Here is a 17,588-nt window from a genome sequence, read left to right as displayed (position 1 = left end):
CACTACCCTTGCCTTAAGGTTTGCACTACTTTAAAACCCAATCATTTGCAGCATTTATACTTTATCCATCATTTTAACCGGCAAACCAACATAAACCTGGAAACAAGCAGCCTAAAAATAGCACTTAATATAGTAAACTACAGGCAGTTACAAATCGTACTATTTATGTTATCATCGTACAGCTATGAAAAATTTAAGAGTTTCGATATGCATGTTACTCACTGTGTTTCTACTAGGTAGTTGCACAGGAGAAGGTTGGAGCCGCAAGGCGAAAGGCGCTGCTGTTGGCGGTGCTACTGGTGCTGCTGTGGGCGGCGTTGTGGGTGGCACTGAAGGCGCCGTGGTAGGTGCCGCTGCCGGTACAGTGGCTGGTGGTGCCATTGGTCGTAAAAAAGACAAAAAGAAAGACAAACAACGCCACGACAGGTACAGAGATAAGAATCAGGATAAAAGGTAAGTTAAGCGTAATACAATATAAAGGGCTGCCAGTTTAATTATTGGCAGCCCTTTATATGTCTGACCTCGCGGCGTCCGAAGGTCCCGCGAGTGTCTTTTGAGTTAGAGAGTTATAGTGTTAGAAAGTTTAAGAGTTTTTAGTATTCACTCATTCACTCATCCGCACATTCAAAATTTAATTGTTTCAATTGCCAGACGCTCGCAGTTCTGAAAGACGCTGCGAGGCCTTTATATCCTGCTCATCCTATAATCCCGCAAATCCTGATTCAGACAAAAAAATAAGTCCTGCCAGATAGCACTGGCAGGACTTTATACTTTAAACAAAAAGCTTATTAAGCTTTCGCTTTTGGTTTATTATTGCCCCAGCGGCGATTGCCGCCACCATTGCGTGGGCCACCGGCTGGTCTGTTGGCATTGGCACTGCCAGAAGCATTGCCTCCAGCAGGATTATTTCCCCAGCGTTTTCTGCCTCCGTTGCCGCCGCGCTTTTTCTGCTCTTTTACCGTGCTGGCTGCCTCGGCAAAGTCTTTGGCTGTCATTGGGTATGGGTGATTATCAACCACAGGCACCGCTTTGGAGATCAGTTTCTGGATACCCACCAAATAAGCAGTTTCCTCGGCATCGCAGAAAGAAAGTGCTGTTCCGCTGGCCCCGGCACGGCCTGTACGGCCAATACGGTGCACATAGGTTTCAGGCTCGTTAGGCAGCTCAAAGTTGATCACATGGCTCAGGTCGTCCACGTCGATGCCTCGCGCGGCAATATCAGTGGCCACCAATACGCGTGTCTTGCTGCTCTTAAAGTTATCAAGGGCACGCACGCGGGCATTCTGCGACTTGTTACCATGTATAGCCTCAGCCTGTACTCCGGCTTTCGTCATATCGCGGGCTACTCTGTCAGCGCCGTGCTTAGTGCGGGTAAATACAAGTGCCCTGTCAATCTCACCGTCTTTCAGCAGGTGTATCAGCAGGTTCTTTTTGTCCGATTTCTTAACGTAGTATACTTTCTGCTGAATAGTGTTGGCCGTAGATGAAACCGGCGTTACCTCCACTTTCGCAGGGTTTACAAGTATGGTATCGGCCAGCTTCATAATGTCCGGGGCCATGGTAGCCGAGAAGAACAACGACTGACGCTTAACCGGCAATGCCAGGATCACTTTTCTCACATCGTGCACAAAACCCATGTCCAGCATACGGTCCGCCTCGTCCAGTACGAACAGCTGCAGGTGGCTCAGGTTAATATACTTCTGCGCCATCAAATCCAGCAGTCGGCCCGGCGTTGCCACCAGTATATCCACGCCTGCTCTTAATGCATCAGTTTGCGGACGCTGCGGCACACCGCCAAAAACAACGGTATGCTTCAGGCCAGTATTTTTGCCATAAGCTTTCAGGCTGTCCCCTATCTGTATGGCCAGCTCACGGGTGGGTGTAAGTATAAGCGCCCTGATCTTTCTTGGCCCGTTTTGTGGCTGCGCGTGCAGCAACTGTAAAATAGGGATTGAGAAAGCGGCTGTTTTACCTGTACCAGTCTGGGCGCATCCTAAGATGTCGCGCTGCTGCAGTATGTATGGGATGGCTTGTGCCTGGATGGGGGTTGGTTTGGTGTATCCTTCTGTTTTAAGAGCTTTTAGGATAGGCTCTATCAGGTTTAAATTCTCGAATGTCATTAAATGGTATCTCAGTATAAAGGCTTGCCAGGCAAACGCCAGCACAGCTAATGCTGATGAACAAGCCAACTTTTTCTGAAAGTATAGCAACAACCGTGCTTCTTGCTCATCTTACCTCCCCTTAACCTTATAATACAAACTAAGGTTCAGAGAAAGAAATTGTACCACAAAGGTAGTGGTAAGTATAGTCTGTTCCTATTTTAGTTTTTTAAGAGCTTACTAAACGGTAATGTTCCAGGTAAATGGTATATCATTTTTTTATACTTAAGCGATAGCTTCGTTTATGTCCGGTAGACGGCCAAAGCGGTGCAAGGTGGCAATGTGCGATCGTAGGGCCTTGCCAAACGTTTCATTCTCCATGTAAGGTATGCCAAACTCTTCGGCTGTAACTTTTACTATAGGCGCGATGGCCGGGTAGTGTACATGACAAATACGCGGAAAGAGATGATGCTCTATCTGGAAGTTCAAACCTCCCACATACCAGGAAAGTAATTTGTTGTTTGGAGAGAAATTTACCGTTGTGTTTAACTGGTGAATTGCCCAGTCGTTTTCGATAGTGCCGTTTCCGCATGGCCTTGGGTGACTAGTTCCCTCTACCGTATGGGCCAGCTGGAACACTACCGTAAGTATGATACCTGCCACAAAGTGCATCAGCAAAAAGCCCAGCAGTATTTCTAGGAAAGGAATACCGAAAAACAGCTCAGGCCCCACCAGCATCACAAAAAAGTATAAAATTTTCATCACTACGATCTTCAGAAGCGTAACTCTGTTCTTCCCGTCAGAATCCGGATTAACGCCATTTTTTATAAACAGCCTGTACTGAACAAAGTCTTTGGCTAATACCCAGTAAAGCGTAAGCAGTCCGTAGAAGAAAAATGCATAAACCCACTGCAGCTTGTGGTAAAACTTGACATTGGTATGTGGCGAGAACCGTAATACCAGTCGGTCCTGTATATCTTCGTCCATCTCCACAATATTGGTATAAGTATGGTGGAGAATATTATGCTGCAGCTTCCAGTTAAAAGCCGAACCACCCACCAGATTTAATGTATGGCCCATTAGAAAATTGATGCGCTTATTATTGGAGTAGGCCCCATGGTTGGCGTCATGCATCACACTCATGCCTATGCCTGCAAGACCCAGCCCCATCACAAACCAAAGTATGAGGCTAATCGGAAACGTAGGTTGGAAAATAAGTAAAGCAACAAAAGGCAGAATGTAAGACATCAATAGCACGACGCTTTTGGTTACCATGGTGGCATTGGCTGTCTTGGAACTGTTGTTTTCTATAAAGTATGCATCTACCCGTTTGCGTAGGGTGGCAAAAAACAGGTTTCGGTCTTTCGACACGAATTTTACTTTGCACTTTTTATTCATGGTGATTGTGATCCGCGATGAAAAGAATAGCCTTAACTGATTACAAAAACCTCTAAAATTTTCGAAAGTAGTGATGGCATTTAAACTGCTTAAGCTAACAATATAGGCATAAATAACCAGAACAGCGGAGTATAGTCTCAAATCCCGCCATACAACCGTTACCGCACTACTAACTGCACATAAAAAGCAAATGAAAGGCAGGTTCTATGACGCAGACAAACAAAAAGGCGGGTATCAATACCCGCCTTTTTGTTTATGATTTTATCCATTTACCGTTGTCCGGCTTTTAAGATCTGCCCTTCGGCAGGTATAAATGCGGCTTCTATTACTTCTACTTTATCGCTGCCCATTACATAAAAAACCCTGATCCAGCCTGGCTTGTATACATCTCCTTCTTTTAGCCTGACGCCTATATACTGGCTTCCGCCGTTAAAGCTCATCGGGCCATTGTAGTACGTAAACCTGTCATCGGGCTTGTTGATATCAAGTAAATAACCGGTATCCCTTTTCCATTGAAAGTTCTTCGCCAGGTCTTCCTCCACAAGGTCGTTTACATAAAGACCTGCGCCCCAATTACCTGCTGATATTTCTGTGGTCGTGTTCAGCAAAAGCTGGTGTTGATCTAAAGCTCTTATGTAAAACAGGTTATGTGCACCCTCTGAGTCCGAAACCAATGTGTTTCCGAACGAGAAGTCATACTTCCCGTCGTTGTTTACATCTATTTGCAATGGAGTAGCATACCCGAAAGAAGCTCCGATTTGTTTGTGTACAATAACCGCTGTTTTCTGTGGCTCTGGAGATAGGTCTTCTTGTTCTTTATCGCAGGAGGTGAGTGCAAGCGCAGCAAGCGCCAATGGTAATAGTTTTTTCATAGTTTTATTTTTAAAAGTTTCTAAACAAGATCATCCCTGCAAAAGCGTCAATTTTATACTTTATCAACCCTCTTCAGGTGTTCAAACATCTTCAACAATCATACCAATATTAGCATAACACTATATACACGAATTATTTTATCAAATAAATATCAGAGTCATGCTTAAACTGACCTTAAAGCAGGCTAAAAAATACAGCTTAAACAAAAAAACGGGGTTAGCCGATGATTCGGCTAACCCCGTTTTTTTGATGCCCCGCAGAGCGGATTTTATTACAAGTGAATTACCTCGTCGTAGGCAGCTGCAGTTGCCTCCATGATGGCCTCACTCATGGTTGGGTGCGGGTGAACAGACTTGATGATCTCGTGGCCGGTTGTCTCCAGTTTACGGGCAACCACTACCTCTGCGATCATTTCAGTTACGTTGGCACCGATCATGTGCGCACCCAGGAACTCGCCATACTTGGCATCAAAGATAACTTTAATGAAGCCATCCTTGGCACCGGCGGCGCTTGCCTTACCAGACGCAGAGAACGGGAACTTACCTACTTTGATGTCCAGGCCTTGCTCGCGGGCAGCTTTCTCTGTTAAGCCCACAGACGCTATCTCAGGAGAGCAGTACGTACAGCCCGGGATGTTACCGTAGTTCAACGGCTCCGGATGGTGGCCTGCAAGTTTCTCAACACAGATAATACCCTCCGCAGAAGCAACGTGTGCCAATGCCGGACCAGGAACGATGTCCCCGATCGCGTAGATGCCATCCACGTTTGTTTTATAGTACTCATCCACGATCACGCGGCCTTTATCTACTTTAATGCCAAGCTCTTCAAGTCCGATGTTCTCCAGGTTTGTCTGGATACCAACCGCTGACAGCACAACCTCAGCCTCCAGCGTTTCCTCGCCTTTAGCTGATTTTACTTTTACTTTGCAGATGTCACCGTTAGTATCAACAGCCTCTACAGAAGCGCTTGTCATGATGCTGATGCCAGCCTTTTTGAAAGACTTCTCCAGTTGCTTCGATACCTCTTCGTCCTCAACAGGAACAATGTTTGGCATATACTCAACTACAGTTACTTTCGTGCCCATAGCGTTGTAGAAGTATGCGAACTCAACACCGATGGCGCCAGAACCCACTACCACCATGCTCTCCGGCATCTTGTCCAATGCCATTGCCTGACGGTATCCGATGATCTTCTTGCCATCGATCGGCAGGTTAGGCAACTCGCGTGAACGGGCACCTGTGGCCAGGATAATGTTGGTAGCCTCTACGGTTTCTTTCTTGCCGTCTTTGTCAGTTACCTCGATCTTGCCTTTGGCTACCAGTTTACCGGTACCCATGATCGCGTCGATCTTGTTTTTGCGGAACAGGAAGTTAATGCCTTTGCTCATGCCCTCTGCCACACCACGGCTGCGCTTGATAACTGCGCCGAAGTCTACAGATGCCTCGCCGATATTAATACCGTAATCAGAAGCGTGGTTGATGTACTCGAATACGTTTGCGCTCTTCAATAGTGCCTTGGTCGGGATACAGCCCCAGTTCAGGCAAATGCCACCCAGCGACTCACGCTCGATCACGCCTACCTTCATACCCAGCTGCGATGCACGGATTGCTGCCACATAACCGCCTGGGCCACTACCAAGCACTACTAAATCGTATTTTGATGCCATAATGTCGTCTTTAAAGTTGATGGGCAAAATTAAGCGATAATCCTTATATAGCAAAACTGCCAGCACATACTAAACATAGCACATTGCAAAGATTAGCATAGGACGATGTGGTGAAAAGATTACAAAAAATAAAAATGTCTTTTAAGATTGTGCCATAGTGCTGTACTTTACAAGTTGTATTCACTTTTACCCGACTGCATGAAAACACTTTTACCGATCATACTTTTTATACTTGTATCGTTTTCAGCGCTGGCTCAGAAGTCTGCAAAAGACTATTTTATGACCGGAAACGAGAAATTTAATGCTGGTAAATATGCTGAGGCCATTAAAGACTACGACCAGGTTATAAAGCTTGAGCCCAAGCATGCGCCTACCCTAACCAACCGCGGCATCGCCAAAGACAGGCTGCATGAGTACCGCGATGCCATTGAGGATTTTACAAAAGCCATAGCCGCTGACCCAAAGTATACGGAAGCTTACCTGAGCCGTGGCTTGTCTAAGTATAACATGAAGGACTACCGCAGCGCTTTACTGGACTTTAATAAAGGAATTGAACTGGCCCCGAAAGATGCCAAAGCCTACAACAACCGTGGCCTTGTGCGATATGGCCTCCGCGATTTCAGTGGCGCCATCACCGATTACAACAAAGCAGTTGAGTTAAGCCCGAAATACGAGGAAGCATACTATAACAGAGGTGCTCCAAAGTATAACCTCGGCGATAAAGAAGGCGCCTGCACCGACTGGAACAAGGCCAAATCGCTTGGAATTAAGGAAGCTGATTTCTACCTGAAGAAATACTGCAAGTAGTAAAGTAAATATAGTGTAAGAGGAAAGGGGTTAGAGAGTCACATACTTTCTAACCTTTTTTTGTTTGTTGATTGCTGGTTGTTGGTTCTGAAGTGCCGGGTTAAACCACCCATGCCCCTCCTAGGGGCAAAAGGGCCTCCTTTAAAGCCAAGTTTCCTGTAAACGATTGACACACCCCTACACCCCTCTCAAGAGGGGAATTTTTGCCACAGCTTTAGCCAAAGTATAAAATTCATAGTTTCTGCTGTTCTTTGAACAAGTCACGACCTGTCCTTACAAACGTGTAAACACACCCCTACCCCTCTAAAGAGCAGAGCCGTTTCATTCTAATCTCTTCTGGCGCGAATCTCCAGATTCGTGACTTACAAATAATGTTGAGTCTTCCCGGGACTCCGCCCGGGACAGGCTTCCTCAACTGGTCCGGAGGGCCAATAACACAGGTTGAGAGTATGACTGCTAGTGATCTAAGTATAGAATTTACTAGAATGAAACTACCCTTCTTTCAAGAGGAGAATAAAGCAATACCGGGTCAAACCACCCCTTTATCCCCTCAGAGCTACGCTCGCAATCTTCGAACTCTCGTTCTCGATTGTCCAAGGCGGGGAATTTTCTGCCAATACTAATTTATACTTGCTAGCCAGATGCAGAAGTCTTTAACCAAGAAGTGTCAATCCCAGTCCTTGGACTGAGCGCCTTCTAGGTTTCCGGTGACGAGCGTTAGCGAGGCAGCCCGAGGCACGAGGGCAGGAAAGATAGACAGCGCGATGGCCAAGGACGAGGCCGCCCGGCCTTGAGGGCACCAAAGCAATAAGTGAAACGATACAGCAGGTAAGACTAAGGAGTACAGCCAACTAGCAAGAATAACTATCAGTAAAACTCTCTCAATTACATCTATCCCAAAAAAGAAAAGGCGCTATAGCAGCGCCTTTTCTAAGTATAAATCAGAAGTAAACTATACCCCAGTTGGCTTTTTAGACTTTCCGGAAGCAAGCAGATCTGGCTTGGCTTCTTTAATATCAATAGTCTGCATACGTTTGATGGTCTGCTCTTTTAAAGCCGCAAATGCTTCTTTGTTCTTGCGCTTGACCGGATCTGCTGTTGGCAGTTTTACACGGAGCGCATCCACTTGCCTTCCGTTTTTCCAGAAGCGGTAGCACAAGTGAGGTCCTGTGGCCAAGCCGGTGCTGCCTACATAACCTATTGTTTGGCCCTGCTTTACATGCTTACCGGCACGAATACCTTTGGCGAACTTAGACATGTGCAGGTACTGCGTAGTATAGGTCTTATTATGCCTGATCTTCACATAATATCCGTTCCCGCGCGTATAGCGGGCCTCCAGCACTTTTCCGTCCCCTACGGAGCGTATGGGTGTACCGCGTGGAGCGGCAAAGTCTGTTCCCAGGTGGGCTTTGTATCGTTTTTGCACCGGATGAAAACGGCGCTTGGAGAAACGGGAACTGATGCGGCTATACTCCAGTGGTTCCTTCAGGAAAGCCCTTTTCAGGCTTTGACCGTTTTCGTCGTAGTAGCCCATCCCGTTGCCCTGGTCAAAGCCGATTGCATAAAACTCCTTGCCTTCATGCTCAAAAACAGCCGATTTAAGATCTCCGTAGCCAATGGTGGTTCCATTTACAACCCTTTCCTCAAATATCAGCTTAAACTTATCGCCGGGCTGCAGGTGGCTCAGGTTAAGGCGCCAGGCATAGATATCTGCAAACTTATTTACCAGCTGCGGCGACCCACCGGCATTCACCATGTCCTCGAACAACGATTTGCTGATAACACCTGCCAGGGTACGCTCTACTACCTCCACATCGCGTTTAACCACCTCAACCCCGGTTTCGCCGCGCAGATCGTACACAACGTACTCGATCGGGTTGGGCTCATAAATAAAGTAGCGCGCCGTTCTGGCCGAGTCTAAGGCGTGTAGTATGGTATAGTGCTTGCTGATGGCTATGTGCCTTACGTTATACACTTTGCGGGCTTTTTTTGCCAGCGTGTGTACCTGCGTGGGGTTTATGTTGTAGTCGCTTAATATTTCTGAAATATTCTCGCCACGCTGCACAATCCCCTCCACTACGGCCAGGGTATCGGTAGGAATCCCGAAAATTACGGGAGCAGGCTCTTTTTTTACTTTTTTAGGCTGGTTAACCTGTGGTTTGGCTTTGTTCTGTAGCGCGAAAGCCTGGTCAGAATTAAGGTTTAAAAGACGGGCTGCAATAATAAAAATAAGAAGCAGCAAAGCTATGAGGGTGGCAAGCCCTTTACTGCGTTTGTACATCACTAAAAAATACTTAGGTTAGAAAATCACACGAAAATATGCTTTAACCGTTAAAAACAAAAATCAAACCAAACATAATTAACAGATTACAAATAAGTTACAATTGTTTTACAGAAATTCAATATAGCACTCCGTTTACCCTTCTCCCAAACCAGTGTTTTACCATCGCTTAAAATGGATAGCCCTAACATGCTAAGAGCCATACTTTTTGTGTACAAACCAAACTGTGGAAGTACTTTCGCAAAAAACATTTCTTTTTATAACTTTGGCCCCCATGAAAGCACTAGAAGGAAAAGTAGCCCTGGTAACGGGAGCATCAAAAGGAATAGGCCGCGCCATTGCAGAGAAATTTGTAGAGGCCGGCGCCAAGGTAGCATTCACCTACCTGTCAAGCGTAGAAAAAGGACAGGCCCTGGAACAGGAGCTGTCTGCTAATGGCGGTGTGGCAAAAGGATACCGTTCCGATGCCTCTAACACAGCTCAGGCAGAGCAGTTGGTAGAGGATGTGGTAAAGGAGTTTGGCAAGATCGATATTGTGGTAAACAATGCCGGCATTACCCGCGACGGTTTGCTGATGCGCATGAACGAGGAGCAGTGGGATGCCGTGATCAACACCAACCTGAAGTCTGTGTTTAACGTGACGAAGGCAGCTACCAAGCACATGATGCGCGCCAAGTATGGCTCTGTGATCAACATTACTTCAGTGGTAGGCATTAAAGGCAATGCAGGACAGGCAAACTATGCGGCTTCTAAGGCTGGTATCATCGGCTTCACAAAGTCTGTTGCGCTTGAGCTGGGCTCACGCAATATCCGTTGCAACGCCATTGCCCCAGGCTTTATCGAAACCGAGATGACTGGCGAACTTGACCAGAAAGTAGTAGACGAGTGGAGAAAAGCAATTCCGTTGAAGCGTGGCGGTTCTCCTGAGGATGTGGCCAAAGCAGCTGTGTTCCTGGCATCTGATGAGTCGGCTTACATTACCGGCCAGACCCTGCAGGTTGACGGCGGCATGCTGACGTAATAATTATGAATTAAGAATTATGAATGATGAATTATTTGCTAGAGAGATTATCTGAGTAAATACACTCAATTCTTAGTTAATAATTTTATCATTCGCAATTAATAAAGACCAATGCTCCGGCGTTTACGTTAGTAGCATTGGTCTTTTTATTTTATATTTAGTATAAAGAAGCTGTTTAGGGTTTTGGCTAAAAGAAATTGAACCCGACATTGTTGGTGTTTTTCACCAACAATTTAAGGCACTGGCTATTATACTTGCTGGTGAGAACACGCAGCAAGGGCAGGCACTATGGATTTTAAAAAACTATAAACAGGCTCAACTTTTAAGAGGCATAATTCATAATTCATAATTCATAATTCATAATTCATAATTCATAATTCATAATTCATAATTCATAATTCATAATTCATAATTCATAGATTATAGAATTGAACTCATTCCGACTCATAACTACCTATTCGCCCTGGCTTATACTTGCCTGCCTGGCTGTTGGCCTGCTCTATGCCTGGCTGCTTTACAGCAAGCGTGCCCCCTGGCCTAAAAGTATAAACTATGCTTTGGCGGGCCTGCGGTTTGTGGTGGTCAGCTTCATCAGTTTCCTGCTGCTGGGGCCGCTGGTACGCTATGTTTCCAACACCACACAGGAGCCTACCATTGTTTTTGCCCTGGATAATTCGCAATCGGTAAAGCTGTTTTCCGACTCTGTGCAGCTGCGTGAGGCCGAACAAGGCTTGCAAAGCATACTTGGCAAACTTCAGGGTGCGGGCTACAAAACTGAGATCAGAACGCTTGTGCCGGAACAGCGCCAAAGTATAACCCCGCTTGCCTATACTTCCGAAACCACTAACCTGAGCCAATTGCTGGCGCAGGTGCAGGAAGAGTATGCAGAGCAAAACCTGGCTGGCGTGGTGTTGCTTTCTGATGGCATTGTGAACCAGGGTATGTCGCCGACCTATAGCAACTATGGCTATACTTTATACCCGGTGGCCGTAGGCGATACCATTCCCAAAAAAGACGTGCTCGTGGCATCGCTGCGCTACAACAAGGTAAACTATAGCGGCAATCGTTTTCCGCTGGAGGTAGAGCTGCAACAAGAGGGTTTCGGGGGAAAAGCCGCCAATGTTATACTTAAAGAGAACGGCAAGGCCATCGCCAGCAAAACAGTAACATTGCAGACAGGCCAGGCGGTGCAGCAGGTGCCTTTCCAGGTATTGGCCTCCGGTCTTGGTAAACGCCACTATGAGGTAGAGGTGCAGCCGCTGCAGGGCGAGTTCACGACCCTTAATAATACAAAGCACGCCTACATTGACGTGGTGAAGGGCAAGATAAAAGTTCTGGTGGCCGCCGCTGCCCCACACCCCGACATTAAAGCCATACGCGCAGCCATAGAGACGAATGAGAACTATGAAACTTCGCTTTTTGTACCGGGCTTAACTCCATTAAAACAGCAGGACTATGATGTAGCCGTATTGCACCAACTGCCCGGCAGGGTGCCCGGTGGAGAGGCAGCCATTAACCTGGTTCGCCAGAAAAACCTGCCTGCCCTATACATACTTGGCCCGCAAAGCGACCTGAACGATTATAACCGCCTGAATGTGGGCCTGAACATAAGCAGCAATGGCCAACAAGACGAGGTGACACCGGTAGCCAACGCCAATTTTACTACTTTTAAGCTTCCGGAGGCCACCCCCGAACGTCTGCAGCAGTACCCCCCTGCACGTGTGCCCTTTGGCGATGTGCGCCTGAATCCGAACACGGAGGTAGTGCTGTACCAGCAGGTGGGGCGTGTTAAAACCAACAAACCCATGCTGGCCGTGCAAACCTCCGACAATAAACGCAATGCCACCATGCTGGCATCCGGCATCTGGCAATGGCGCATTATGGAGAATGCCAACAACGAGCAGCCCGAAGTATACGACAAACTGATAACCAACCTGATACAGTTACTGAGTGCGCCACGCAACAAAAAGCGCCTGAACGTTTACCCGGTACAAACAGAATATACCAGCTCAGACGAAGTCCGCTTTAATGCAGAGGCCTACAACGAAGCACTTGAGCCGATCTATGGTCAGAACATCACGCTAAGTATAAAGAATGACGAGGGCCAGACCAGAACCTTTAACTTTGCCAACGGCGAGAATCAGGCTGGGGTAAACATTAGCACCCTGGAAGGTGGTCGTTATACCTACACTGCCTCCGCCAGAATTAATGGACAAATGCAACAGGATAAAGGCGAGTTTGTGGTAGAGGAATTGCAGTTGGAGGCCCTTAGCTCTGTGGCAGACCACAACTTACTATACCAACTGGCCAGCAACACGAGCTCCAAGTTATACTACCCGGCACAACTGCAGCAGCTGGAGCAGGACATCCTTAATGCTGATCATAAGGCAAAGATCTATAGCTCTGAAGAACTAAAAGACCTGGTAGACCTGAAATGGCTGTTCTTCCTGCTACTTGGCTTTGTGTGCGCTGAATGGTTTATCCGGAAGTATAATGGGAGTTATTAATTGCTGATTGTTGATTGTTAATTGTTGACTCAAGTAACGATTAACCTGCCTATCCGAGGAGGGGCCTACTATTAGGACACAAATTTACATTCGTTGTTATTCCTGCCGCGAGTTTTCAACTCGTGGCTTATTATATGGCAAGCTTTCAGCTTGCGTAGGTATGCAAAAGTGTAAAAAGCGACTCTCGCAAGCTGAAAGCTTGCCCTCATGGACAACCACGAGCTGAAAACTCGCGGTAGATAGAGCATTTTATACTTGTGTCCTAAGCGTAGCCTCGGAGGAGCAGGGGTGGGTTTGCATCAGCTTGGTCTTTTGAAGATCGCAACCTTAATTCGTTAATTGTTTGCGGATAGAAAGTAATTGCAACAAAATATACGCTGCCTCAACCTATAATTTAAAACAGCCACTTAACCACTTAAACTATGAGCACTCCAACCACCCTCACCCCTACCCTGCTGGAAACAGAACGCCTGCACCTGCGGCTTGTAACCCCGGAAGTTTACGGGCATGTCATGTCCACTGCATCAGACCAGGAAATTATGGCCTGCTTCGGCTTTAGAAAAGAGGAGGAACTTAAAACCGAGAAAGAAAACTTTGCAAAGGGCTACCAGACCTATTATATCTCCTTCGCCAACTTTTACCTACAGGACAAACTAAGCGGTGAAGTACTGGGCAGGTGCGGCTTCCATACCTGGATACCCAAACACAGAAGAGCAGAGGTTGGCTATCACCTGATCGAAGAAAAAGACCGTGGCAAGGGACTGATGACCGAAGCGCTGGGCCCTATACTTGCTTATGGGTTTGAGCAGATGAACCTGTACCGCGTTGAGGCGCTTTTGGCGGCAGACAATCAACCCTCTTACAAACTTCTGAAGCGCCATGGTTTTAAGGAGGAAGGTACTATACGAGGACATTATGTGGTGGATGGTGTAAACGAGGACTCTCTTCTCGTATCTTTGCTGCTGCCAGAGTTCCAGCAATTAAAATCGACCTGGGGCTTGCTGCAGGTTTAACTGAATTATACTAACATCCGGAAAATTGAAATACATACTAGTTAATAAACCATACGAGGTACTGACCCAGTTTACTGATGAGGCCGGAAGAGCCACCCTGAAAGACTATGTCCCTGTGCCTAATATTTACCCCGTTGGCCGCCTCGATTACGACAGCGAAGGCCTGGTACTCCTGACAGACGACAAAACGCTTCAACACCGTTTATCTGACCCGCAGTTTAAAGTTGAAAAAACTTACTGGGTGCAGGTAGAGGGAGTACCTACGGACGAGGCTCTCACAAAGCTCAGGTTAGGTGTTCTGATAAAAGGCACTAAAACAGCCCCTGCCAGGGCACAGTTACTGGAAGAAGAACCGCAGGTGTGGGAACGCTCCACGCCTATTCGTTTCCGCAAAAATGTACCTACCTCCTGGCTGGAAATTAAGATATCACAGGGTATGAACCGCCAGGTACGCCGCATGACAGCCGCAGTTGGTTACCCGACGCTCCGCCTGATCAGGCCTGCCATCGGTCCGCTTACATTAGGCGAATTGCAACCCGGCGAGTACCGCGAACTTACACCTGACGAGGTAACCCAACTGAAAAGTATGGCAGCCAAGGCACCTAAAGCCCCTGCTAAAAGATCAGGCACCTTTGGAGGCAAATCCAGCGGAAGAAAACCAGGCGGAAAGGGCGGCTTCCGGAAGCAGATAAATTAGACAGAACGTGACCCACGACTTACCTCGTACACTGTAAACACCGCCGAATACAAGCCGAAAGCAAAGCTATGAAACGTAAAACCCAGCACATACCCGTTGCAGATAGCCTACAGCTCCGTGAGATCACGCTGAACGATGTGCCGGCTATTTTTCAATTGATTGACACGAACAGAAGCCATTTACGCAAGTGGCTTCCGTTTGTAGATTATACTAAGGCAGTTGCAGATACGGAGGCTTTTGTTAAATCTGTTACCCAGGAGGGCAACACCAGTGACCTCGTGTTCGTGATCTGGCACCAGAACCAGCCTGCCGGCATCATCGGTTTTAAAAGTATAGACCTGATCAACCTGAAGTTGGAGGTAGGCTACTGGCTTGCCGAAGACCAGCAACACAAAGGCCTGGCGGTCCGGTGCTGCTCCGCCCTGACAAAGTATGCTTTTGAGCAAATGCAGATGAACAGGATACAGATAAAAGTGGGAGTAGGCAATGTTCGCAGTAGCAGCATCCCGAAAAAGCTGAAGTTTACATTTGAAGGCACAGAACGCGATGGCGAACTGCTAAGCAATGGGCGTTTCCACGACCTGGAAGTATACAGCCTGCTCCGGAAAGAATGGGAGAATTCAGGTAACTAGCGCTTTAGCTGGGTCGGTCATTCCCGTTGCCAAGCAGCACCGAGATCACCTCCATCTGTTCGTGCTTATCGGCGATGAGCTTAAGTATAGCCAGGAAAGGGATAAACAGGATCATGCCGGATGCTCCCCAAAGTATACCGCCTGCCACTATGGCCAGCAGCGTAAACAGCATGTTAACCCGTAGCCGGTAACTAACCGCCCACGGAAAAATAAGATTCGCCTCCAGGTACTGCACCACACTAAACACCGCCACCACACCAACAGGATACCAGATGTTATCATAAGTAACCCAGGCAATGGCCATGGGAAGTATAGCCCCTATGGTGATGCCCACATAGGGTATAAATGTAAGTATAGAGGCAACCGTGCCGAAGAAAATGGCATGCGGAATACCCAACAGTAAAAGTCCGATGCTGTTCAGGATGGCCACCACCAGGTACACAATTGCCATACCTTTGATAAAGTTGTAGTAGGTAGTGATGGTTTCGTGAAGTATGGCCCTTATCTTTTTCTGTTCATCCTGCTTAAACAACAGAAACAAGCCCTGCGCCAGCTGCTCCCGGAAGTAAAGTATAAGCGCAATGTAAATGGGTATCAGCAGCAGCAGCACCAACCCGACAGCCGACGTGTAGATGAGATCCTGCACCATGCTAAACAACGACGAAAAAGCATCGGCAGCCATACTTTCGAGCCATGCCCGTTGCCTGGCAGTGTCTATACTGTAGGAGTGCTCTACGTGTTCGCTAAGCTTCTGCCAGGTACTTATCAGCTTTGCCTGCAGGCCGGGCCACTCCCGGCTAAAGCTTACCATCTGTCTTACAAGCAGCCAGCCAACTAGCCCAGTCAGCACCAGCAACAGCAGCAGGCAAACGCCAATGGCTGCCCACCTCGGAAGCTTTCTGTGCTCCAGCCACCGGCACACCGGGTAAAGCACAAAACTGATAAGCAGGGCAAAGCTTAAAGGAATGAACAGGTTGCGCCCAACGTATAAGATCACTGCAGTTAACACAATGTATAACAGTAACCTTAGCCAGTCAACTTTGGGTTGGGTATCCATAAAAATCAGGTATATTAGAGCTTCAAATTCCTTTACCTATATTTTACAAGCAACGATAACATAATCTACACAAATTCCTTCAATCTTATCTACTATGATGAAACTAAAAATTACCGCGCTTGCATTAACAGCCTTGTGCTTTTGCAGTGTGGCAGAGGCTCAGAAATTAAAAGGCATTGAGGAGCCTGAGGTTACCCGCCTGATGAAAACACTGAGTGCTGATGACATGCAGGGCCGTGCATCTTTTACGCCCGGAGGCGAGAAAGCGGCTGATTTCATAGCCAGTGAATTCAGAAAAATTAAACTTGCCCCACTCCCCAGCGAGGTAGATTTCAAGCAGACTTTTAAAGTATACCACTTCACCCCTGTTTCCATTTCGGTTAGCCTGAATGGTGTTGGCCAGCCTGCCGAGAATCTGTTTGCCAGAACAACCCACCCAAGTATAAACTGGACTCAGGCGCAACAGGTAGAGACAGTGACCATACCGGAAGGTGAAGACTTTAGAAAGGCATTTGTGCAGCTGAGCAGATCTGATAAAGACATGCTGGTGTTGGTGCACCCTGGCCATAAGACTATGTTTACCGCTTACCAGCGCCACCTGCGCGCCGGTTCTGTGATTAAAGAGGCAGGCAAAGGCAGCAGTAAGATATTCGTTTTAACCGACCAAACCACCGCCCCTGCATTTGCGGTTACAGCCGAGAACAAGATTGAGGAAAAGCAGCTGACAAACGTGGGCGGCATGATAGAGGGCAAACGCAAAAACGAGTTTGTGGTGTTCTCGGGCCATTACGACCACATTGGCATACAAAAACCAGTAGACGGCGACAGCATTGCAAACGGCGCCGACGACGATGCCTCCGGCATTACCGCCATGATGACACTGGCAAAGCATTACAAAAAGCAAGGCAAGCCGGAGCGCAGCATATTGTTTGTGGCCTTTGCCGCTGAAGAGATCGGTGGGTATGGTTCCAGGCATTTTTCGGAACTGCTAAACCCCGACGAAATTGTGGCAATGTTTAACATCGAGATGGTGGGCAAGCCTTCTAAATTCGGGCCAAACAGTGCTTATGTAACCGGCTACGAGCGGTCTAACCTGGGCCAACTGATGCAGAGCAGCCTTTCCGGCACCGCCTTCAGCATACACCCGGACCCATACCCGGAGCAAAACCTCTTCTACCGCTCTGACAATGCCACCCTTGCCCGGTTGGGTGTGCCTGCACATACTATCTCTTCGGTGCAAATAGACAAAGACAAGACCTACCATACTGTAAAAGATGAGTTTGAGCAGTTAGACATGGCCCACATGACAAGTATGATAAAAGCCATCGCCATTGGTTCTAAAAATGTTGTGAACGGCAAGGAAACCCCTACCAGAGTAGACAAGACACAGGTGCAATAAAATATAACTATTTTCTATTACTAAAAGGAGGCGTGTTTATATCATTCCTCCTTTTTTATTTATATTTAGCTTTATTTAAACCATATTCAGCAATTGTTTCTCACTTAAAAATTGCACTCTTTTATACTTATGCAGATA

The 17,588-nt window shown here is 47.2% G+C and carries 14 protein-coding genes; 8 read left to right on the top strand and 6 right to left on the bottom strand.

Annotated elements, in window-relative coordinates; all coding sequences use genetic code 11:
• Positions 1 to 184: 184 nt before the first annotated feature.
• Positions 185 to 457, top strand: a complete 273-nt coding sequence (locus AC4BAP_RS17025) for a YMGG-like glycine zipper-containing protein (RefSeq protein ID WP_490583876.1) — start codon at positions 185 to 187, stop codon at positions 455 to 457.
• Positions 458 to 788: 331 nt separating this feature from the next.
• Here the strand turns inward: AC4BAP_RS17025 and AC4BAP_RS17020 are convergent, their stop codons facing one another.
• The 4 genes from AC4BAP_RS17020 to lpdA form a co-directional block, all read right to left on the bottom strand.
• Entirely contained in the window at positions 789 to 2,120 is a 1,332-nt protein-coding gene (locus AC4BAP_RS17020) for a DEAD/DEAH box helicase (protein WP_490583875.1), read from the bottom strand.
• Between the two features lie 264 nt (positions 2,121 to 2,384).
• Positions 2,385 to 3,497, bottom strand: coding sequence for a fatty acid desaturase family protein (locus AC4BAP_RS17015; RefSeq protein ID WP_490583874.1), 1,113 nt, complete (start codon positions 3,495 to 3,497; stop codon positions 2,385 to 2,387).
• Positions 3,498 to 3,766: 269 nt separating this feature from the next.
• Complete coding sequence (locus AC4BAP_RS17010) at positions 3,767 to 4,369, bottom strand: hypothetical protein (RefSeq protein WP_490583873.1); 603 nt, start codon at positions 4,367 to 4,369, stop codon at positions 3,767 to 3,769.
• Between the two features lie 272 nt (positions 4,370 to 4,641).
• On the bottom strand, positions 4,642 to 6,036 hold the full coding sequence (lpdA, locus tag AC4BAP_RS17005; protein WP_490583872.1) for a dihydrolipoyl dehydrogenase: 1,395 nt from the start codon (positions 6,034 to 6,036) through the stop codon (positions 4,642 to 4,644).
• Positions 6,037 to 6,234: 198 nt separating this feature from the next.
• Here lpdA and AC4BAP_RS17000 point away from each other — a divergent pair, with 198 nt between their 5' ends.
• Entirely contained in the window at positions 6,235 to 6,843 is a 609-nt protein-coding gene (locus AC4BAP_RS17000) for a tetratricopeptide repeat protein (RefSeq protein WP_490583871.1), read from the top strand.
• A 952-nt stretch (positions 6,844 to 7,795) separates the two neighbouring features.
• Here the strand turns inward: AC4BAP_RS17000 and AC4BAP_RS16995 are convergent.
• The gene (locus tag AC4BAP_RS16995; protein WP_490583870.1) at positions 7,796 to 9,124 is read right to left on the bottom strand and encodes a peptidoglycan DD-metalloendopeptidase family protein; all 1,329 of its coding nucleotides are present in this window, start codon (positions 9,122 to 9,124) and stop codon (positions 7,796 to 7,798) included.
• Between the two features lie 274 nt (positions 9,125 to 9,398).
• Between AC4BAP_RS16995 and fabG the strand changes: the two genes are divergently transcribed.
• From fabG to AC4BAP_RS16970, 5 genes are all read left to right on the top strand, one after another.
• Positions 9,399 to 10,145, top strand: coding sequence for a 3-oxoacyl-[acyl-carrier-protein] reductase (gene fabG / locus AC4BAP_RS16990; protein WP_490583869.1), 747 nt, complete (start codon positions 9,399 to 9,401; stop codon positions 10,143 to 10,145).
• Between the two features lie 428 nt (positions 10,146 to 10,573).
• Positions 10,574 to 12,652, top strand: a complete 2,079-nt coding sequence (locus AC4BAP_RS16985; protein WP_490583868.1) for a VWA domain-containing protein — start codon at positions 10,574 to 10,576, stop codon at positions 12,650 to 12,652.
• Positions 12,653 to 13,074: 422 nt separating this feature from the next.
• Positions 13,075 to 13,665, top strand: coding sequence for a GNAT family N-acetyltransferase (locus tag AC4BAP_RS16980; protein WP_490583867.1), 591 nt, complete (start codon positions 13,075 to 13,077; stop codon positions 13,663 to 13,665).
• 25 nt (positions 13,666 to 13,690) lie between these two features.
• Complete coding sequence (locus tag AC4BAP_RS16975; protein WP_490583866.1) at positions 13,691 to 14,362, top strand: pseudouridine synthase; 672 nt, start codon at positions 13,691 to 13,693, stop codon at positions 14,360 to 14,362.
• Between the two features lie 68 nt (positions 14,363 to 14,430).
• Positions 14,431 to 14,994, top strand: coding sequence for a GNAT family N-acetyltransferase (locus AC4BAP_RS16970; protein WP_490583865.1), 564 nt, complete (start codon positions 14,431 to 14,433; stop codon positions 14,992 to 14,994).
• A 4-nt stretch (positions 14,995 to 14,998) separates the two neighbouring features.
• On the opposite strand, the gene AC4BAP_RS16965 is transcribed toward AC4BAP_RS16970, so the two are convergent.
• On the bottom strand, positions 14,999 to 16,051 hold the full coding sequence (locus AC4BAP_RS16965) for an AI-2E family transporter (RefSeq protein WP_490583864.1): 1,053 nt from the start codon (positions 16,049 to 16,051) through the stop codon (positions 14,999 to 15,001).
• Between the two features lie 94 nt (positions 16,052 to 16,145).
• On the opposite strand from AC4BAP_RS16965, the gene AC4BAP_RS16960 reads away from it, so the two are divergent.
• The gene (locus tag AC4BAP_RS16960) at positions 16,146 to 17,450 is read left to right on the top strand and encodes a M20/M25/M40 family metallo-hydrolase (RefSeq protein ID WP_490583863.1); all 1,305 of its coding nucleotides are present in this window, start codon (positions 16,146 to 16,148) and stop codon (positions 17,448 to 17,450) included.
• Positions 17,451 to 17,588 lie beyond the last annotated feature (138 nt).

The sequence above is a fragment of the Pontibacter sp. GD7 genome (assembly GCF_058216375.1).
Note: the sequence above shows the minus strand (reverse complement) of the source record. Positions and strands in the feature narration are given on the sequence as shown.